Annotated in this window: 14 protein-coding genes; 9 read left to right on the top strand and 5 right to left on the bottom strand. The window is 58.1% G+C overall.

The features are described from left to right. Window positions 1-122 precede the first annotated feature (122 nt). Window positions 123-1,133: an NAD(P)-dependent oxidoreductase gene (locus ACL2XG_RS24755; protein WP_413723262.1), complete on the top strand. Its 1,011-nt coding sequence runs from the start codon at window positions 123-125 to the stop codon at window positions 1,131-1,133. Window positions 1,134-1,180: 47 nt separating this feature from the next. Here ACL2XG_RS24755 and ACL2XG_RS24750 read toward each other — a convergent pair whose 3' ends face one another. The 3 genes from ACL2XG_RS24750 to apbC all read right to left on the bottom strand — a co-directional run bounded on the left by ACL2XG_RS24750 (window position 1,181) and on the right by apbC (window position 3,133). Beyond that, window positions 1,181-1,591, bottom strand: a complete 411-nt coding sequence (locus ACL2XG_RS24750) for a type II toxin-antitoxin system VapC family toxin (protein WP_410014341.1) — start codon at window positions 1,589-1,591, stop codon at window positions 1,181-1,183. A 1-nt stretch (window position 1,592) separates the two neighbouring features. Further along, a complete protein-coding gene (locus tag ACL2XG_RS24745) occupies window positions 1,593-1,844 on the bottom strand; it encodes a type II toxin-antitoxin system Phd/YefM family antitoxin (protein WP_410014340.1) in 252 nt (83 codons plus the stop codon). A gap of 176 nt (window positions 1,845-2,020) precedes the next feature. Beyond that, on the bottom strand, window positions 2,021-3,133 hold the full coding sequence (gene apbC / locus ACL2XG_RS24740; protein ID WP_410014339.1) for an iron-sulfur cluster carrier protein ApbC: 1,113 nt from the start codon (window positions 3,131-3,133) through the stop codon (window positions 2,021-2,023). Window positions 3,134-3,274: 141 nt separating this feature from the next. Between apbC and metG the strand changes: the two genes are divergently transcribed. Beyond that, entirely contained in the window at window positions 3,275-5,311 is a 2,037-nt protein-coding gene (metG, locus tag ACL2XG_RS24735) for a methionine--tRNA ligase (RefSeq protein ID WP_413723263.1), read from the top strand. 185 nt (window positions 5,312-5,496) lie between these two features. Further along, entirely contained in the window at window positions 5,497-6,720 is a 1,224-nt protein-coding gene (locus ACL2XG_RS24730; protein WP_410014337.1) for an MFS transporter, read from the top strand. Window positions 6,721-7,855: 1,135 nt separating this feature from the next. Here the strand turns inward: ACL2XG_RS24730 and ACL2XG_RS24725 are convergent. After that, window positions 7,856-8,098, bottom strand: coding sequence for a hypothetical protein (locus tag ACL2XG_RS24725; protein ID WP_413723264.1), 243 nt, complete (start codon window positions 8,096-8,098; stop codon window positions 7,856-7,858). A 67-nt stretch (window positions 8,099-8,165) separates the two neighbouring features. Beyond that, window positions 8,166-9,071: a dihydrodipicolinate synthase family protein gene (locus tag ACL2XG_RS24720; protein ID WP_410014336.1), complete on the bottom strand. Its 906-nt coding sequence runs from the start codon at window positions 9,069-9,071 to the stop codon at window positions 8,166-8,168. Window positions 9,072-9,324: 253 nt separating this feature from the next. Between ACL2XG_RS24720 and ACL2XG_RS24715 the strand changes: the two genes are divergently transcribed. The 6 genes from ACL2XG_RS24715 to ACL2XG_RS24690 all read left to right on the top strand — a co-directional run bounded on the left by ACL2XG_RS24715 (window position 9,325) and on the right by ACL2XG_RS24690 (window position 14,938). Beyond that, entirely contained in the window at window positions 9,325-9,729 is a 405-nt protein-coding gene (locus ACL2XG_RS24715) for a CidA/LrgA family protein (RefSeq protein WP_410014335.1), read from the top strand. Further along, window positions 9,729-10,424, top strand: coding sequence for a CidB/LrgB family autolysis modulator (locus tag ACL2XG_RS24710; protein ID WP_410014334.1), 696 nt, complete (start codon window positions 9,729-9,731; stop codon window positions 10,422-10,424). The genes ACL2XG_RS24715 and ACL2XG_RS24710 overlap by 1 nt, the downstream gene beginning before the upstream one ends. Window positions 10,425-10,637: 213 nt before the next feature. Beyond that, entirely contained in the window at window positions 10,638-11,669 is a 1,032-nt protein-coding gene (gene cdd / locus ACL2XG_RS24705) for a cytidine deaminase (protein WP_413723265.1), read from the top strand. Between the two features lie 190 nt (window positions 11,670-11,859). Beyond that, window positions 11,860-13,557, top strand: coding sequence for an NAD-dependent malic enzyme (locus tag ACL2XG_RS24700; protein ID WP_413723266.1), 1,698 nt, complete (start codon window positions 11,860-11,862; stop codon window positions 13,555-13,557). 118 nt (window positions 13,558-13,675) lie between these two features. Then, a complete protein-coding gene (sanA, locus tag ACL2XG_RS24695; RefSeq protein ID WP_410014331.1) occupies window positions 13,676-14,431 on the top strand; it encodes an outer membrane permeability protein SanA in 756 nt (251 codons plus the stop codon). A 273-nt stretch (window positions 14,432-14,704) separates the two neighbouring features. Then, window positions 14,705-14,938 carry a YgdI/YgdR family lipoprotein gene (locus ACL2XG_RS24690; RefSeq protein WP_410014330.1) on the top strand — a complete coding sequence of 78 codons (234 nt, stop codon included), beginning with the start codon at window positions 14,705-14,707 and terminating at the stop codon, window positions 14,936-14,938. Window positions 14,939-15,066: the final 128 nt, after the last annotated feature.

Genomic DNA, 15,066 nt, shown 5'->3' with positions numbered 1-15,066 from the left:
CACTGTCGCGCCCCTGCCGCCGGGCAGGCGCCGCTGTGCCCGGGAGCTGTCCGGGGCACAGACATACGGCTCCGTCCGGCAATCCCGGGCGCGGCTGATAACCAATTGCAAAAGGAATCGTTATGAAACCCAACGTTGTCCTGTATAAAACCATTCCCGCCGATCAACTGGCGCGGCTGCAGGCTGCTTTTAACCTGACCCGATTCGACAGCATCACCGACGCCAACCGGCAAGCGGTCATAGCCGCCCTGCGCCATGCGCAGGGCCTGATCGGCGCCAGCCATCCCATCGGCAACGAATTGCTTGATGCCGCGCCCGGATTGCGCGCCATTTCCACCATTTCGGTGGGCTATGATCAGTTCAGCGTGCCGGAACTGACGCGCCGGGGCATTACCCTGATGCATACCCCGGGCGTATTGACCGAAACCACCGCCGACACCATTTTCACCCTGATCCTGACCAGCGCCCGGCGCGCCGTGGAGCTGGCGGAGCTGGTGAAGCGCGGGGAATGGCGGCGCAGCATCGGCGAGGAATATTACGGCACCGACGTCAACGGCAAGACCATCGGCATCCTCGGCATGGGCCGTATCGGGTATGCGGTGGCCAAACGCGCGCATCTGGGATTCGGCATGCCGGTGATGTATTACAATGATAAGGTGAACGAACAGGCGGAGAGCCTGCTCCATGCCCGCCGCGCTACCCTGGATCAGGTGCTGGCCGAGGCGGATTTTGTCTGCGTGGTGCTGCCGCTATTGCCGGAAACCGAGAAATTGATCGGTTACGCCGAAATCAGCAAGATGAAGCCGGGCGCCATCCTGATTAACGGTTCGCGCGGTAAAATCATCAATGAGCCGGAGCTGATACGCGCCCTGCAAGACGGCGTGATACGCGGCGCCGGGCTGGATGTGTTCGAGCAGGAGCCGCTGCCGGCCACCTCGCCTCTCCTGGCGCTGCCCAACGTGGTGGCGCTGCCGCATATCGGTTCGGCAACGCATGAAACACGCCACGCCATGGTGGCCTGCGCGGTGGACAACCTGATTGCCGCGCTGGCGGGCGATGTGACTCAAAACTGCGTTAATCCTGGGGCGTTGCGCAACGTGGCAGCTACTGGCAATGAATTTAAGGGAATGTAACGACAATCCCGATCAATCCCCGCCCCTGGCGGCGGGGCAACTGGCCGTCACAGCCAGGGATTTAATAACGTTACGCCGGTTAATCCGAAATCTTTCGTGTTGCGGGTAACAAGCGTAAGACGGTTCGTTATGGCGGTTGCTGCGATTAATGAGTCTGTCATACATTTAGGGTCAGGGACATGCATTTTGGCACAGCATAGCGCTACAGCGGCATCAACTGCCAGGATCCTGTCATGAAAACCTTTTATTACTGTATGCTCAAACCAAGACCGCAATTTGACCGCTTGCGTTAAATCTTTCCTTTCTTTTAGTAAGATACCTTTTTCAATTTCCATAATAACTAATGCGGAAGTATACATTTCATAGTGTTCGTTACTTGCCGCCCATTCCCTGACGTTGGGATCAGCTTTATCCCCCTTAAAAAGCTCGGATATCACATTGGTATCTAACAGAAACATATTAAAACTCAACAGGCCTTGCTTGAATGTGTGCGCGTTCCGTTTCTAGATCGAACGATTCACCATCGGGGGGAGACAGCGCGTCAAGAATACTTTTACGCCCCCCCGTGATACTGCGGTAGGCTTCTTCGCTCAGCAGAACATGGGTTATTTTGTTGCGGGATTTTATAAACACCGGACCTTTGACAGCATCCCGTTTTGCTTTGGTAATGTTTTGATTGAGTTCCCGACTTGATATGTAGGTTACGCTCATCTTATCACCCCCTCATAACACAGCGTATGTAGTAACATTACTACATTACCGTTACCCGAGCAAGTAAGGAAGATAGCATCACCGGCGACGTCAAGGGCAGGAACCGTTGGTCCGGCACGTCATCCATTTTTATCACCCCGTGCCGGCCATAACACATAAGCAGGATTATTCTGCCCTTATAATGCCTTAAACGATATCTCGGTGGGGATAACCTCGCCCTGCCAGTACAGCTGCGCCGCCACCTGTCCCGCCAGTTGGCGGTAGAGCTCGGTGAACTCGCTGTCCGGCCGGCTGACCACCGTCGGCTGGCCACGGTCCAGATCTTCGCGCAGGCTGATATGCAGCGGCAGTTGCCCCAGCAGCGCGCAGTGGTACTGCTCGGCGAGTTTTTCGGCGCCGCCGGTGCCGAAGATGGCCTCCAGGTGACCGCAGTGGCTGCAGATATGCACGCTCATGTTTTCCACGATACCGAGCACCGGCACGCCGACCTTTTCAAACATCACGATACCTTTGCGCGCGTCGGCCAGCGCGATATCCTGCGGCGTGGTCACCACCAGCGCGCCGGTGACCGGGATATTCTGCGCCAGCGTCAGCTGGATATCGCCGGTGCCCGGAGGCATATCCAGCACCAGGTAATCCAGCTCCGGCCACAGGGTGTCGTTAAGCAGTTGCAGCAGCGCCTTGCTGGCCATCGGCCCGCGCCAGACCATGGCGTTATCTTCCGTTACCATATACCCGATGGAGTTGGTGGCCAGGCCGTGCGCCATGATGGGGGCCATATGCTGGCCGTCCGGCGACGTGGGGCGTTCCTCGGTGGTGCCGAGCATGGCGGGAATCGACGGGCCGTAGATATCCGCGTCCAGCAGGCCGACGCGGGCGCCCTCGGCGGCCAGCGCCAGCGCCAGGTTAACCGCGGTGCTGGATTTGCCGACGCCGCCCTTGCCGGAGCTGACGGCAATCAGGTTGCGCACGTTTTTTACCCCGGGTTGATCCTTGACCCGCTTGAGCGTGGCGATATTGTGGGCCAGCGTCCAGTCGATGGCCCGCGCCCCGGTGACGCGCAGCAGGTCCGCGCTGGCGGATTCCTTCAGCTCCTCAAAGGCGCTGTGCCAGGCGAAGGGCATGATAAGTTCGATATGCAGCGTGCCGTCCAGCAGCGCGCAGTGGTTCAGCGCCTTGAGTTCGGCCAGGCCGCGTTTGAGCGTGGGGTGCTTGAAGCGGGCGAGCACCTTGGCGACCTGGGCGCGCAGCACCTCGGGAGTAGACTGTTCGGGTGATGGAGGATTCATCACGGCTCCTTAATTTCTCATTCTGGGGGTGGTAACCGATGCCCATAGCATAACAGAACTGGCGGCGCTTGTTTACGTGAGGTGTCGCTATCGGTTACCATCGAAACTCTTTATTTCATCTGATAAAAGCACATTCCCAACATGACTCAAGTCGCGAAAAAAATATTGGTAACCTGTGCGTTACCATACGCTAACGGTTCAATTCATCTCGGCCATATGCTGGAGCATATCCAGGCAGATATTTGGGTCCGTTTTCAGCGAATGCGCGGCAATCAGGTTTATTTCATCTGCGCCGATGACGCGCACGGCACGCCGATCATGCTTAAGGCCCAGCAGCTCGGCATCGCGCCGGAAAAAATGATCGATGAAGTGAACCAGGAGCATCAGAAGGATTTTGCCGGTTTCGGCGTCAGCTATGATAACTACCACTCGACGCACAGTGATGAAAACCGCGAGCTGTCGACGCTGATTTACCATCGGCTGAAAGATAACGGCTATATCAAGACCCGCACCATTTCCCAGCTGTTCGACCCGGAAAAAGAAATGTTCCTGCCGGACCGGTTTGTCAAGGGCACCTGCCCGAAGTGCAAATCCCCCGATCAGTACGGCGACAACTGCGAAGTGTGCGGCGCCACCTACAGCCCGACCGATTTAATCGATCCTAAATCGGCGGTGTCCGGCGCCACGCCTGTGATGAAGGAGTCGGAACACTTCTTCTTCGATCTGCCGGCCTTCAGCGATATGCTGAAAGCCTGGACCCGCTCCGGCGCGCTGCAGGAGCAGGTGGCCAACAAAATGCAGGAATGGTTTGAATCCGGCCTGCAGCAGTGGGATATTTCCCGTGACGCCCCCTATTTCGGCTTTGAAGTGCCGGATGCGCCGGGCAAGTATTTCTATGTCTGGCTGGACGCGCCTATCGGTTATATGGGGTCGTTCAAGAACCTGTGCGACAAACGCGGCGACATTGATTTCAACGAATACTGGCGCGTGGGTTCCGATGCCGAGCTGTATCATTTTATCGGCAAGGATATCGTCTATTTCCATAGCCTGTTCTGGCCGGCGATGCTTGAAGGCAGCGATTTCCGCAAGCCGACCAATTTGTTTGTCCACGGCTATGTGACGGTGAACGGCGCCAAGATGTCGAAATCGCGCGGTACCTTTATTAAGGCCAGCACCTATCTTAAGCATCTTGACGCGGATTGCCTGCGTTATTATTACGCCGCCAAGCTGTCGTCGCATATTGATGACATCGACCTGAACCTGGAAGACTTCGTCCAGCGGGTTAACGCCGATATCGTCAATAAGGTGGTTAACCTGGCCTCGCGCAACGCCGGTTTTATCGCCAAGCGCTTTGACGGCCGTCTGGCCGATACCCTGGCCGACCCGGCGCTGTACCAGACCTTTACCGATGCCGCCGTCGGCATCGCCGAAGCGTTCAACGCCCGTGAATCCTCGCGCGCCATCCGCGAAATCATGGCGCTGGCCGACCTGGCCAACCGCTATGTGGACGAGCAGGCGCCCTGGGTGGTGGCGAAAGCGGAGGGACGCGAGGGGGATCTGCAGGACATCTGCTCAATGGGCATTAATCTGTTCCGCGTGCTGATGACCTATCTCAAGCCGGTGCTGCCGTCGCTGGCGGAACGCGCCGAGGCGTTCCTGAACGTGCGGCTTGACTGGGACGGCATCCACACGCCGCTCACGGGCCATAGGGTTACGACCTTCAAGGCGCTGTTCAGCCGTATCGATCCCGCGCACGTGGCGAATATGGTTAACGAATCCAGGGAAGAAGCAGATGCCGCCGGCGCCAAGGCCGCCGTCGCCGGTCCGCTGGCGGATGAGCCGCTGCTTGAGACCATCGCCTTTGACGATTTCGCCAAGGTGGATATGCGCATTGCGCTTATCAAGCGCGCCGAGCTGGTGGATGGATCGGATAAGCTGCTGAAGCTGACGTTGGATATCGGCGGCGAAACCCGCCAGGTGTTTTCCGGCATCCGCGCGGCCTATCCCGATCCGCAGGCGCTGGAGGGCCGCCTGACGGTGATGGTGGCCAACCTGGCGCCGCGCAAGATGCGGTTTGGCGTCTCCCAGGGCATGGTGATGGCGGCGGGACCGGGCGGCAGCGACATATTCCTGCTTAGCCCCGACGCCGGCGCCCTGCCGGGCATGGCGGTTAAATAATTCCTTAAGCAAGGTGTAAAACCGGGTCGCGGTACTCTGCGGCGACCCGGTAGGTTTTCCGTGTAAAAAACCCCGCTTGGCAGCAGCCTAATACCTTCATTTCGTTATCAATTTAACTCCACATGGTGCGCAATTTAGATTAAGGTTGGGTGCACGCCTTATTATTTACCATGAGAAAATTGGTCATGAAAGGATTCCCGCCCATTATCCGGCTGTTGTTAATCACATCGTTAATATTAACCATCGGCCGCGGGCTGACGCTGCCGTTTATTGCCATCTATCTGTCCAGGCAGGGCGGCATGCCGCCGGGAAAAATCGGCCTGGTGCTGGGTATGGGGCTGACGCTGGGCATTATCTTTAGCCTGTATGGCGGCTATCTGGTAGACCGGTTTAATAAAAATCGCCTGATTATTTGCGCCATCATGGTATTTGCCCTGGCGTTTTTTCTGCTGCCGCTCGGCGGGGGCGCTTTGTTGCCGATGATTATACTGGTGGCGCTGATTAATTCGGCGTACAGCCTGTACTCCATTACCCTGAAGGCCAGCATTGCCGAATGGCTGACCGTTGAGCGGCGCATCAAGGCGTTTTCCGCTAATTACACCCTGATCAACGTCGGCTGGGCCATCGGCCCGCCGCTGAGCGTGTTATTGGCGAAAAGCAGCGCCGTGCTGCCGTTTTATTTATCCGGCGTCCTGGCCGCCGCGGCCACGCTGACCCTGGCAATGCTGCTGCCGCGCTATGGCCGCCCGCCGGCCCGGGCGGATGATAACGTGGCGGCGGTAACGGAAAAAATCAACTTCCGCACAACCCTGGACGTGCTGCGCCACGATAAGCGGCTGATTTTTTTTACCCTGGGCGGCGCACTCGGCAGTCTGGTATGCAGTCAGTTCGCCAGCTGTATTTCGCAATACCTGATGGTGGAGTTCGACGCTGTGTTTGCTTATCGGGTGGTGGGGATTATCCTGCCGGTCAACGCCGCTATCGTCATCACTCTGCAATATGCCGTCAGCCGTAATATCCGCCGCGAGACCCTGATGCCGTGGCTATTACTGGGCAGCCTGTTTTTTATTATTGGCCTGCTGGGCTTTATGCTGGCGGGCAATGCCCTGCCGCTATGGATGATCGCGGTTGCCCTGTTTTCGCTGGGGGAGATTATTATTATCCCGGTGGAATATATGTTTATCGACTTTATCGCGCCGGCGCATTTAAAAGGCAGTTATTACGGCATGCAAAACCTGGGTAATCTCGGTGGCGCCGCCAATCCGCTGCTCACCGGCGCCATCCTGACCTATGCACCGCCGGTCTCGCTGTTTATGGTCTTGATACTTGCCACGCTGCTTAGCCTGTGGTTATTCCACCGCGGGTTTCACCACACCCGCCGCGCCGCTGTAACAACACATTCTTTGTGATTGCGTCCCGGTCTTTGGCCGGGAAAGTGAAGAAAACATGTGATTATCCGTCCGCCAGACCGCGCGGGCAGGCCGCAAATTGAATGGTCCAGAGCTATAGCGCGGTTTTAGAGCCAGCGTATAGCACGCCGACGGCGGTGTTTTGTTTGCGGCATGGTTTATATTGCCTTGGGGAGGGCGTTTGCGGCATGATCTATGTCGCCCCGAGGGGGTTTCGCTTGCCATGCGTGAGGTGTTCATAGGTATTGCCGGGCGCCGGCAAGCGACAAAGAGGCCGTACCGCGACGGCCTCCTTGACCTCCGCGCGCCCGGCAGATCGCGCGTCGCTGCGCGATACCTTCCGACGCCAGTTCCCCCGTTATGCACCGGCCCGGTTAGCGCTCCCGGCGCCACCGGGCCTTTCGCCGCTCCCGGCGGCTCATGCCGGGGGCACAGGCGCCGTCAGCGCGCTTTATGCCGGTCCACATGTCGCTGTTGGCCATGCGTTTTATGAAGTGGCTGCGGCGCTGTTGCTTAGGATAGAGACTTGCGCCGGGATGGGATTGACCATTATGGGAGGCAATGGCTATGGAATGCAGCTGACACAGAGAAAAGTTGGACATGCAGTCATGCAGTCATGCAGTCATGCAGTCATGCAGTCATGCAGTCATGCAGTCATGCAGTCATGCAGTAAGGCGTTCATCATTCAACTTTATGCTTAAGTTTTAACAGTAAGCATTAAGCATTAAGCCATTAGCCATCAAACTGTAAGCTTTAGCGCAAAATGAATACTGATACCTTTCCCGGTAAGTGCATGCCGCAAGAAACCCAAAAAAGCTATTTTACTCACAGGCGATGGTGTTGACGTGGTGCCGGCATAGAGTGCGCCGGCGGCGCACATCGCGGCTGGATGAGCCGCCGGGAGCGGCGAAAGCTAAGGGCCGCGCCGGGAGCGCGTCCCGTGCGGTCCAAAAGCCGGGATGGGTGATGCCGGGAACCGCGCAGCGGCGCACGATCTGCCGGAAGCCCGGGGTCCCGGGGCGGGGGCGACTGCCCGCCCCGGGTCGATTGCCCGCACGGTGCGGCATAAAAATCCGCCTCGCATGGCAAGCGAAACCTTCTCCCATGCCAACAAACGCGCCCGCCCAGGCAAAACCTACCCCCATGCCAACAAACGCGCCCGCCCAGGCAAAACCTTCCCCATGCCGATAAACTCGCCCGCCCAGGCAAAACCTACCCCCATGCCAACAAACGCGCCCGCCCAGGCAAAACCTACCCCCATGCCAATAAACGCGCCCGCCCAGGCAAAACTTACCCCCATGCCAACAAACGCGCCCGCCCAGGCAAAACCTTCCCCCATGCCGATAAACGCGCCCGCCCAGGCAAAACCTTCTCCCATGCCAGTAAACACCCCTAGGCAAGCTCAACCCCCTGCCCAGCCGTAGTCCCACCAACCGCAATGCCCCTTAAATTACCCCGCTCCTGACCAGCGCGCTCCTTACCTTCTCCTTCAGCTCTTCCGTAAGCGGCGACGCCGGCCAAAGCGAATTCACCGAAATATCCACCCCGGTCAGCTTAATGGCGTATTTCACCACGTTATAGAACGGCAAATCATAATTGTACAATTCCGGAATATACGACAGGCGCTGCTGCAGCTTGACCGCCTGGGCATAATCCTGTTCCTGCCAGGCCCGGTAGATGCCGCAGGTCAACTGCGGGGCAAAATTCGCGCTGGCCGGAATACAGCCGTCGCCGCCGAGTATCAGGGTGCCGAACAGATATTCGTCATAGCCGGAAAATACGGCAAAATCCGGACGCACGGGTTTAACCGCGTGGATGGTTTCCCGAATATGGTTAAGGGTATCCACCGTATCCTTAAGGCCGACGATATTCGCGCAGGTCTCCGCCAGCCGACGGATCACCGCCACCGGAATCGATTGGCCGGTCAGCCCCGGGAAGTTATAGATGATAATCGGCAGGCTTAGCGCGTCGGACAAATGCTTATAATGCAGATAAAGATTTTCCTCGCTCAGCGGATTGTAAAACGGATTTACCGCCACCACCCCATCGGCGCCAATCTTCTGTGCGTGCAGGCCGTAACGGATGGCCTCGCGGGTACCGGAATGGGCAATGCCGATTAAAACCGGTTTACGCTTGTTGACGTAATTAACGCAGAACTCCGCCGTCTGCAGGCGCAACGCTTCCGACATATGGGCAAACTCACCGGCGCTTCCCAGGAAAAACAGGCCGTTGACGTCAGAGGCAATCAGACTGTCCAGCAGTTTCGCCATGCTGTCTTCATCGAGTTGCTCATCGGCGGTAAAAAGGGTGGGAACGGGCGGAATAACACCATAAAAACGTGGAATAGCCATAGTAAAAACCTCTTCTGATCGCAAACACGCCTGACGAGGATCCTTCGTCGGCAAATGAATCTACTTTGTTAACAGTTTGGCCGGGAGATTGCCGTGCGATAAGTCATACATTTAAATCCGCCTTGGTCACGGCACGATTTTTACCGGCATAGCTGATAAGCTGGCCCGGTCATTTCATCGGACGAACCGTGAGCGGTGGCACGGTGTCAGAATTAATTGTATGATAAACGCGATTAGAAATAAGGTTGAGATAATGCGCAATATCATCGTAAACGGCTGGGCCTTTATTCGCGCCTTTGCCTTGATTTACCTGTGCCTGTTCGTCGGTGATTTCCTTTCCACGCTGTTGCCGATTACCATTCCGGGCAGTATCCTGGGCATGCTGATCCTGTTTATCCTGCTCTGTCTGCAACTGCTGCCGCCGTTATGGCTCAAGCCCGGCTGTCATCTGCTGATCCGCTATATGGCGTTGTTGTTCGTGCCGATAGGCGTGGGCGTGATGAACTATTACCACGAGCTGTCGTCGCAGTTCGGCCCGCTGGTGGTGTCTTGCGTTATCAGTACCCTGATTGTAATGGTGGTGGTGGGCTATAGCTCGCATTACATCCACCGTGAACGTCCGGTGGCCGGCCAGCCGCGCCCCCCTGAGGATCAATAATGTTAGCCAATTTCTGGTGGTCGCTGCCGCTTACGCTTGCGGTATTTTTTGGCGCCAGGCGGCTGGCGGCGAAATTTCGCATGGCGCTGCTCAATCCGCTGCTGATTTCCATGGTGGTGATTATCCCGCTGCTGTTGCTCACCGGCATTCCCTACGCGCGTTATTTTGCCGGCAGTAAAATTCTCAACGACCTGCTGCAACCGGCGGTGGTGGCGTTGGCCTTCCCGTTGTATGAACAGCTGCACCAGATCCGCGCGCGCTGGAAATCCATTATCAGCATCTGTTTTGTCGGCAGCGTTACCGCCATGGTCAGCGGCACCGCCATCGCGTTGTGGATGGGCGCCACGCCGGAGATTGCCGCCTCGATCCTGCCTAAATCGGTGACCACGCCGATTGCCATGGCGGTGGCGCAGTCCATTAACGGTATTCCGGCCATCAGCGCGGTATGCGTGATTTTTGTCGGTATCCTGGGCGCGGTATTCGGCCATACGCTGTTCAGGCTGCTGGGTATCACCACCAAAGCCTCCCGGGGCTTGGCCATGGGCACCGCGTCCCATGCGCTCGGCACCGCCCGCTGCGCCGAGATGGATTTTCAGGAAGGCGCGTTCAGTTCCCTGGCATTGGTGATCTGCGGCATTATCACCTCGCTTATCGCGCCGTTCCTGTTCCCGCTGCTGCTGCGGGCGTTCGGCTGATCTCGCCGCGCCGGCATCCGTCCGGGCTGATGCGATAATTTGCTTGACCCGGTCGTCGCCGACACCCGCCGGCGACCCGTCCAGGCTGATGCGATAATGTGCTTGACCCGGTCGTCGCCGGCAACCGCCAGGCCGCACGATAAGATATTGATCATATTTATTTAAGCCTACAACGTCTAAAATGATTCCATAATAAATGCTCAGGGAATCATTATGCACGCACGGTTTACCCCCTCACTGGACGCCCTGGCACCGGCCCTGCGGTCCGCGCTGGCGCATGAACTGGACCAGGCCGATTTCAGCGGCTGGCTAAGTGCCGCCCAGGCCGCCAGCCTGATGCGGGCCGGCGGGATGGACGAAGACGCCTTATGCTTCGCGCTGCTGCCCCTGGCCGCCGCCTGCGCCCTGGCGCCGGTCTCGCGGTTTAACGTCGGGGCGGTGGCGCGCGGCGTTAGCGGCAACCTCTATTTCGGCGCCAATATGGAATTTATCGGCGCGCCGCTGCAGCAAACGGTGCATGCCGAGCAAAGCGCCATCAATCATGCCTGGCTGCGCGGTGAAAAACGCCTGCGCGGCATCAGCGTCAACTACACCCCATGCGGTCATTGCCGGCAGTTTATGAACGAGCTGAACAGCGGCACCGACCTGATGATTTTCCTGCCCGACCGTTCGCCCGCCACGCTGGGTCATTATCTGCCCGACGCGTTCGGCCCGCGCGATCTGGCCATTCATACCCTGCTGATGGACGGCGTGGATCATCAGTACGGCATGATGGCGCCCAACGGGCGCGGCGCCAGGGCGGGGAAATCGCCGGGCGCGCGCGCGGATAGACTTTACGCCGCGGCGCAGGGCGCGGACCCGGTCCAGGCGGCGTCCGGACGGCCCGCAGCCGGCAGCCCGGGGAAAGGCGCCGAGGGCGTCAACGATCCCCTGGCACAGCAGGCGTTGCAGGCCGCCAACCAGAGCCACGCGCCTTATAGTCAGGCGCATAGCGCGGTGGCGCTGCAAACGGCGGATGGGCGCATTTTTGCCGGCCGCTATGCGGAAAACGCAGCGTTTAATCCCAGCCTGCCGCCGCTGCAGTCGGCGCTGATATTACTGAATATGGCCGGCGCCGACTGCGCGACCCTGCAGCGCGCGGTACTGCTGGAACGTGAAGGCGCGCCTTTTTCGCAGTGGGACGCGACGCGATCGACGCTGACGGCGCTGGGCTGCGGCGAGATCTCCAGGTATTGGCTGACATAAGCCCCTTTCCCGCCGATAACGTCTTCGACGGCGGCGCTGCGTTGCCGCCGGGCGGCGCCGATCGGGGCCGGCTGGAGTATCCAATTATTTATAAGTTAATCATTAAATAACAAATTACCAATGAAAACATGCATCCTTCGCCACAATCTTTTATCCTTTTGGAATCTTTTGCGAAGCGATGGGAAAAGTCATGGAATTGGAACACGAAAGCAAGCGTCCCCTCTATATCCCCCATGCGGGTCCGGTACTGCTGGAATTTCCGCTACTGAATAAAGGCAGCGCGTTTACCATTGAGGAGCGCGATAACTTTAACCTGCATGGCCTGCTGCCGGAAGCGGTGGAGAGCATTGAGGAGCAAACCGAACGCGCCTGGCGGCAGTATCAGGACTTTACCAGCGATATCGATAAGCATATCTACCTGCGCAATATTCAGGATACCAATGAAACGCTGTTCTACCGTCTGCTGGACGGTCATCTGAGCGAGATGCTGCCGATTATCTACACGCCGACCGTGGGCGAGGCCTGCGAGCATTTTTCCGATATCTACCGTCGCGCCCGGGGGTTGTTCATCTCCTACGGTAACCGCGACAAAATCGATGATATGCTGCAAAACGCCACCAAACAGAATGTAAAAGTGATTGTGGTCACCGACGGCGAACGCATCCTGGGCCTGGGCGATCAGGGTATCGGCGGCATGGGCATTCCCATCGGCAAGCTGTCGCTGTACACCGCCTGCGGCGGCATCAGCCCGGCCTATACCCTGCCGGTGGTGCTGGATGCCGGCACCAACAATCCCCAGCGTCTTAACGATCCCCTATATATGGGCTGGCGCCATCCGCGCATTACCGGCGAGGAGTATGATCAGTTCGTCGACGCCTTTATCCAGGCGGTGAAGCGCCGCTGGCCCGATGTGCTGTTGCAGTTCGAGGATTTTGCCCAGAAAAACGCCACCCCCCTGCTTAACCGCTATCGCGACGAACTGTGCTGCTTTAACGATGATATCCAGGGCACCGCCGCGGTAACCCTGGGCTGCCTGCTGGCCGCCAGCCACGCCGCCGGCAGCCGTCTGCGCGATCAGACCGTGGTGTTCCTGGGCGCCGGCTCCGCCGGCTGCGGTATCGCCGAACAGATCGTCGCGGAGATGCGCACCGAGGGCCTGAGCGAGGACCAGGCGCGCGCGCGGGTGCTGATGGTCGACCGTTTCGGCTTGTTAACCGATAAGCTGGCCAACCTGCTGGATTTCCAGAGCCGCCTGGTGCAGCACAGCGACCAGATTGCCGATTGGCGGCTGGACAGCGACACGATTTCGCTGATGGATGTGGTGCGCAACGCCAGGCCGACGGTGCTGATCGGCGTTTCCGGCCAGCCTGGCCTGTTCAGCGAGGAGATTATCCGCGAGATGCACGCTCACTGCCCGCGTCCCATCGTCATGCCGTTGTCCAATCCCACCTCCCGGGTAGAGGCCACGCCGGAAGACGTGATTCGCTGGACCGACGGCGCGGCGCTGGTGGCCACCGGCAGTCCGTTTGCGCCGGTGCGCTATAAAGACCGGGTGTATACTATCGCCCAGTGCAACAACGCCTATATTTTTCCGGGCATCGGCCTGGGCGTCCTGGCCTCGGGCGCGACGCGGGTGACGGAAGCCATGCTTATCGCCGCCAGCCGCGCCCTGGCCGACTGTTCGCCGCTGGTTAACGGCGCCGATGGGGCGCTGTTGCCGGATATCAACGATATCCAGGGCGTGTCGAGAGTGATCGCCATGGAAGTCGGCAAGGCGGCGCAGGTGCACGGCGTGGCGATGGTGACGCCGGAGGAGGTGCTGTCCATCGCCATCGAGCACAATTTCTGGCATCCGCAGTATCGCCACTACCGGCGCACGCCGTTCTGACGCGCCTCAACAAATTGTCACATTGGGCGTATTCAGCCGCCACGCTCCTTGCTTCGGCCGGGCAGGTAAAGTAGCCTTGGGCAATGACTTTGCGGCAGGATAGGTTAAGGCTTACGGCATGTGGAAGCGCCTGATATATTCCCTGATTATTATCGCGGGCGTTTTGCTGTTAACGGCATTCGGACTGGATCGCTGGATCAGTTGGAAAACCGCGCCTTATATCTATGAAGATCTGCAACTGCTGCCCCACCGCCAGGTGGGCGTGGTGCTGGGTACCGCCAAATACTACCGCGCCGGCGTCATTAACCAGTATTATCTCTATCGCATCCAGGGCGCGCTTAACGTCTACAATAGCGGCAAGGCCAACTATCTGCTGCTAAGCGGCGACAACGCGCTGCAAAGCTATAACGAGCCGGTCACCATGCGCCGCGACCTGATTGCCCACGGCATGCCCGCCGGCGACATCGTGCTCGACTACGCCGGCTTTCGTACCCTTGATTCGATCATCCGCACGCGCAAGGTCTTCGACACCAACGATTTCACCATTATCACCCAGCGCTTTCATTGCGAAAGGGCGCTGTTTATCGCCATGCGCATGGGTATCCAGGCCCAGTGTTTCGCCGTGCCCTCGCCCAAGAATATGTTCTCGGTCCGGCTGCGGGAAATCGGCGCCCGCCTTGGCGCCCTGTCGGACTTGTACCTTATGAAACGCGAACCCCGCTTCCTGGGGCCGCAAATCCCCATTCCCGCGCCGCACGAAATTCCCGAGGGCACCCAAGGCTACCCGGCGGTATCACCGGAGCAACTGCTTGAAACCCAGCCCAAACCCGAACCGAACAACGATATCAGCGATCGCCTGCCGGATATGCGCTAACCGCACCAGACCCTACCTCTTAGTGCGAAACGCACCTGACTGAGGGGTTGCCGCCCCGATAACGACCCGGTCCCTTGTCCTACCGCCGTAAGTTCCCGCCGGTAGGCCGATGGGTGGTTTAGCATTGAAAATGAACAAATAATCGCCAATATTCCTAAAATAAAGACCAATGGCACGGATACCTCATCAACCGGCTCGTAAACAGTCAACTCTCTGCTAGATTTTAAGATGAAAAATTCACAATCTAATTAACGTTCATCAGAGGAGATTATAATGATTAAAAATATAGTGGTTTCAGTGGTTTTCAGCTGCGCTTCGCTGTTTTTACTGACCGCCTGCTCATCCAATCAGGCGATAAAAACCACCGACGGCAGGACCATCGTCACCGATGGTAAACCACAGATTGATGATGATACCGGCCTCGTTTCTTACAAAAACGCCGAGACCGGCAAAACCGAGCAGATTAATCGCGATCAGGTTAAATCCATGGGCGAATTGGATAACTAATAGCGGAGCCGGGGTTTATATCGCTTGGGGAGGGTTTCGCGCTCGCCAGCGAAACTCTCACCGAGGGCCACAACAGCCCTTTTTGACAGCAAGCCCGGGCCGCCTTTGCCTTTTTATCATAAAATTCT

This window comes from Sodalis sp. RH24, assembly GCF_047324145.1.
GTDB lineage: Bacteria > Pseudomonadota > Gammaproteobacteria > Enterobacterales > Enterobacteriaceae > Acerihabitans.
This window is presented reverse-complemented; position numbering and strand designations above follow the sequence as displayed.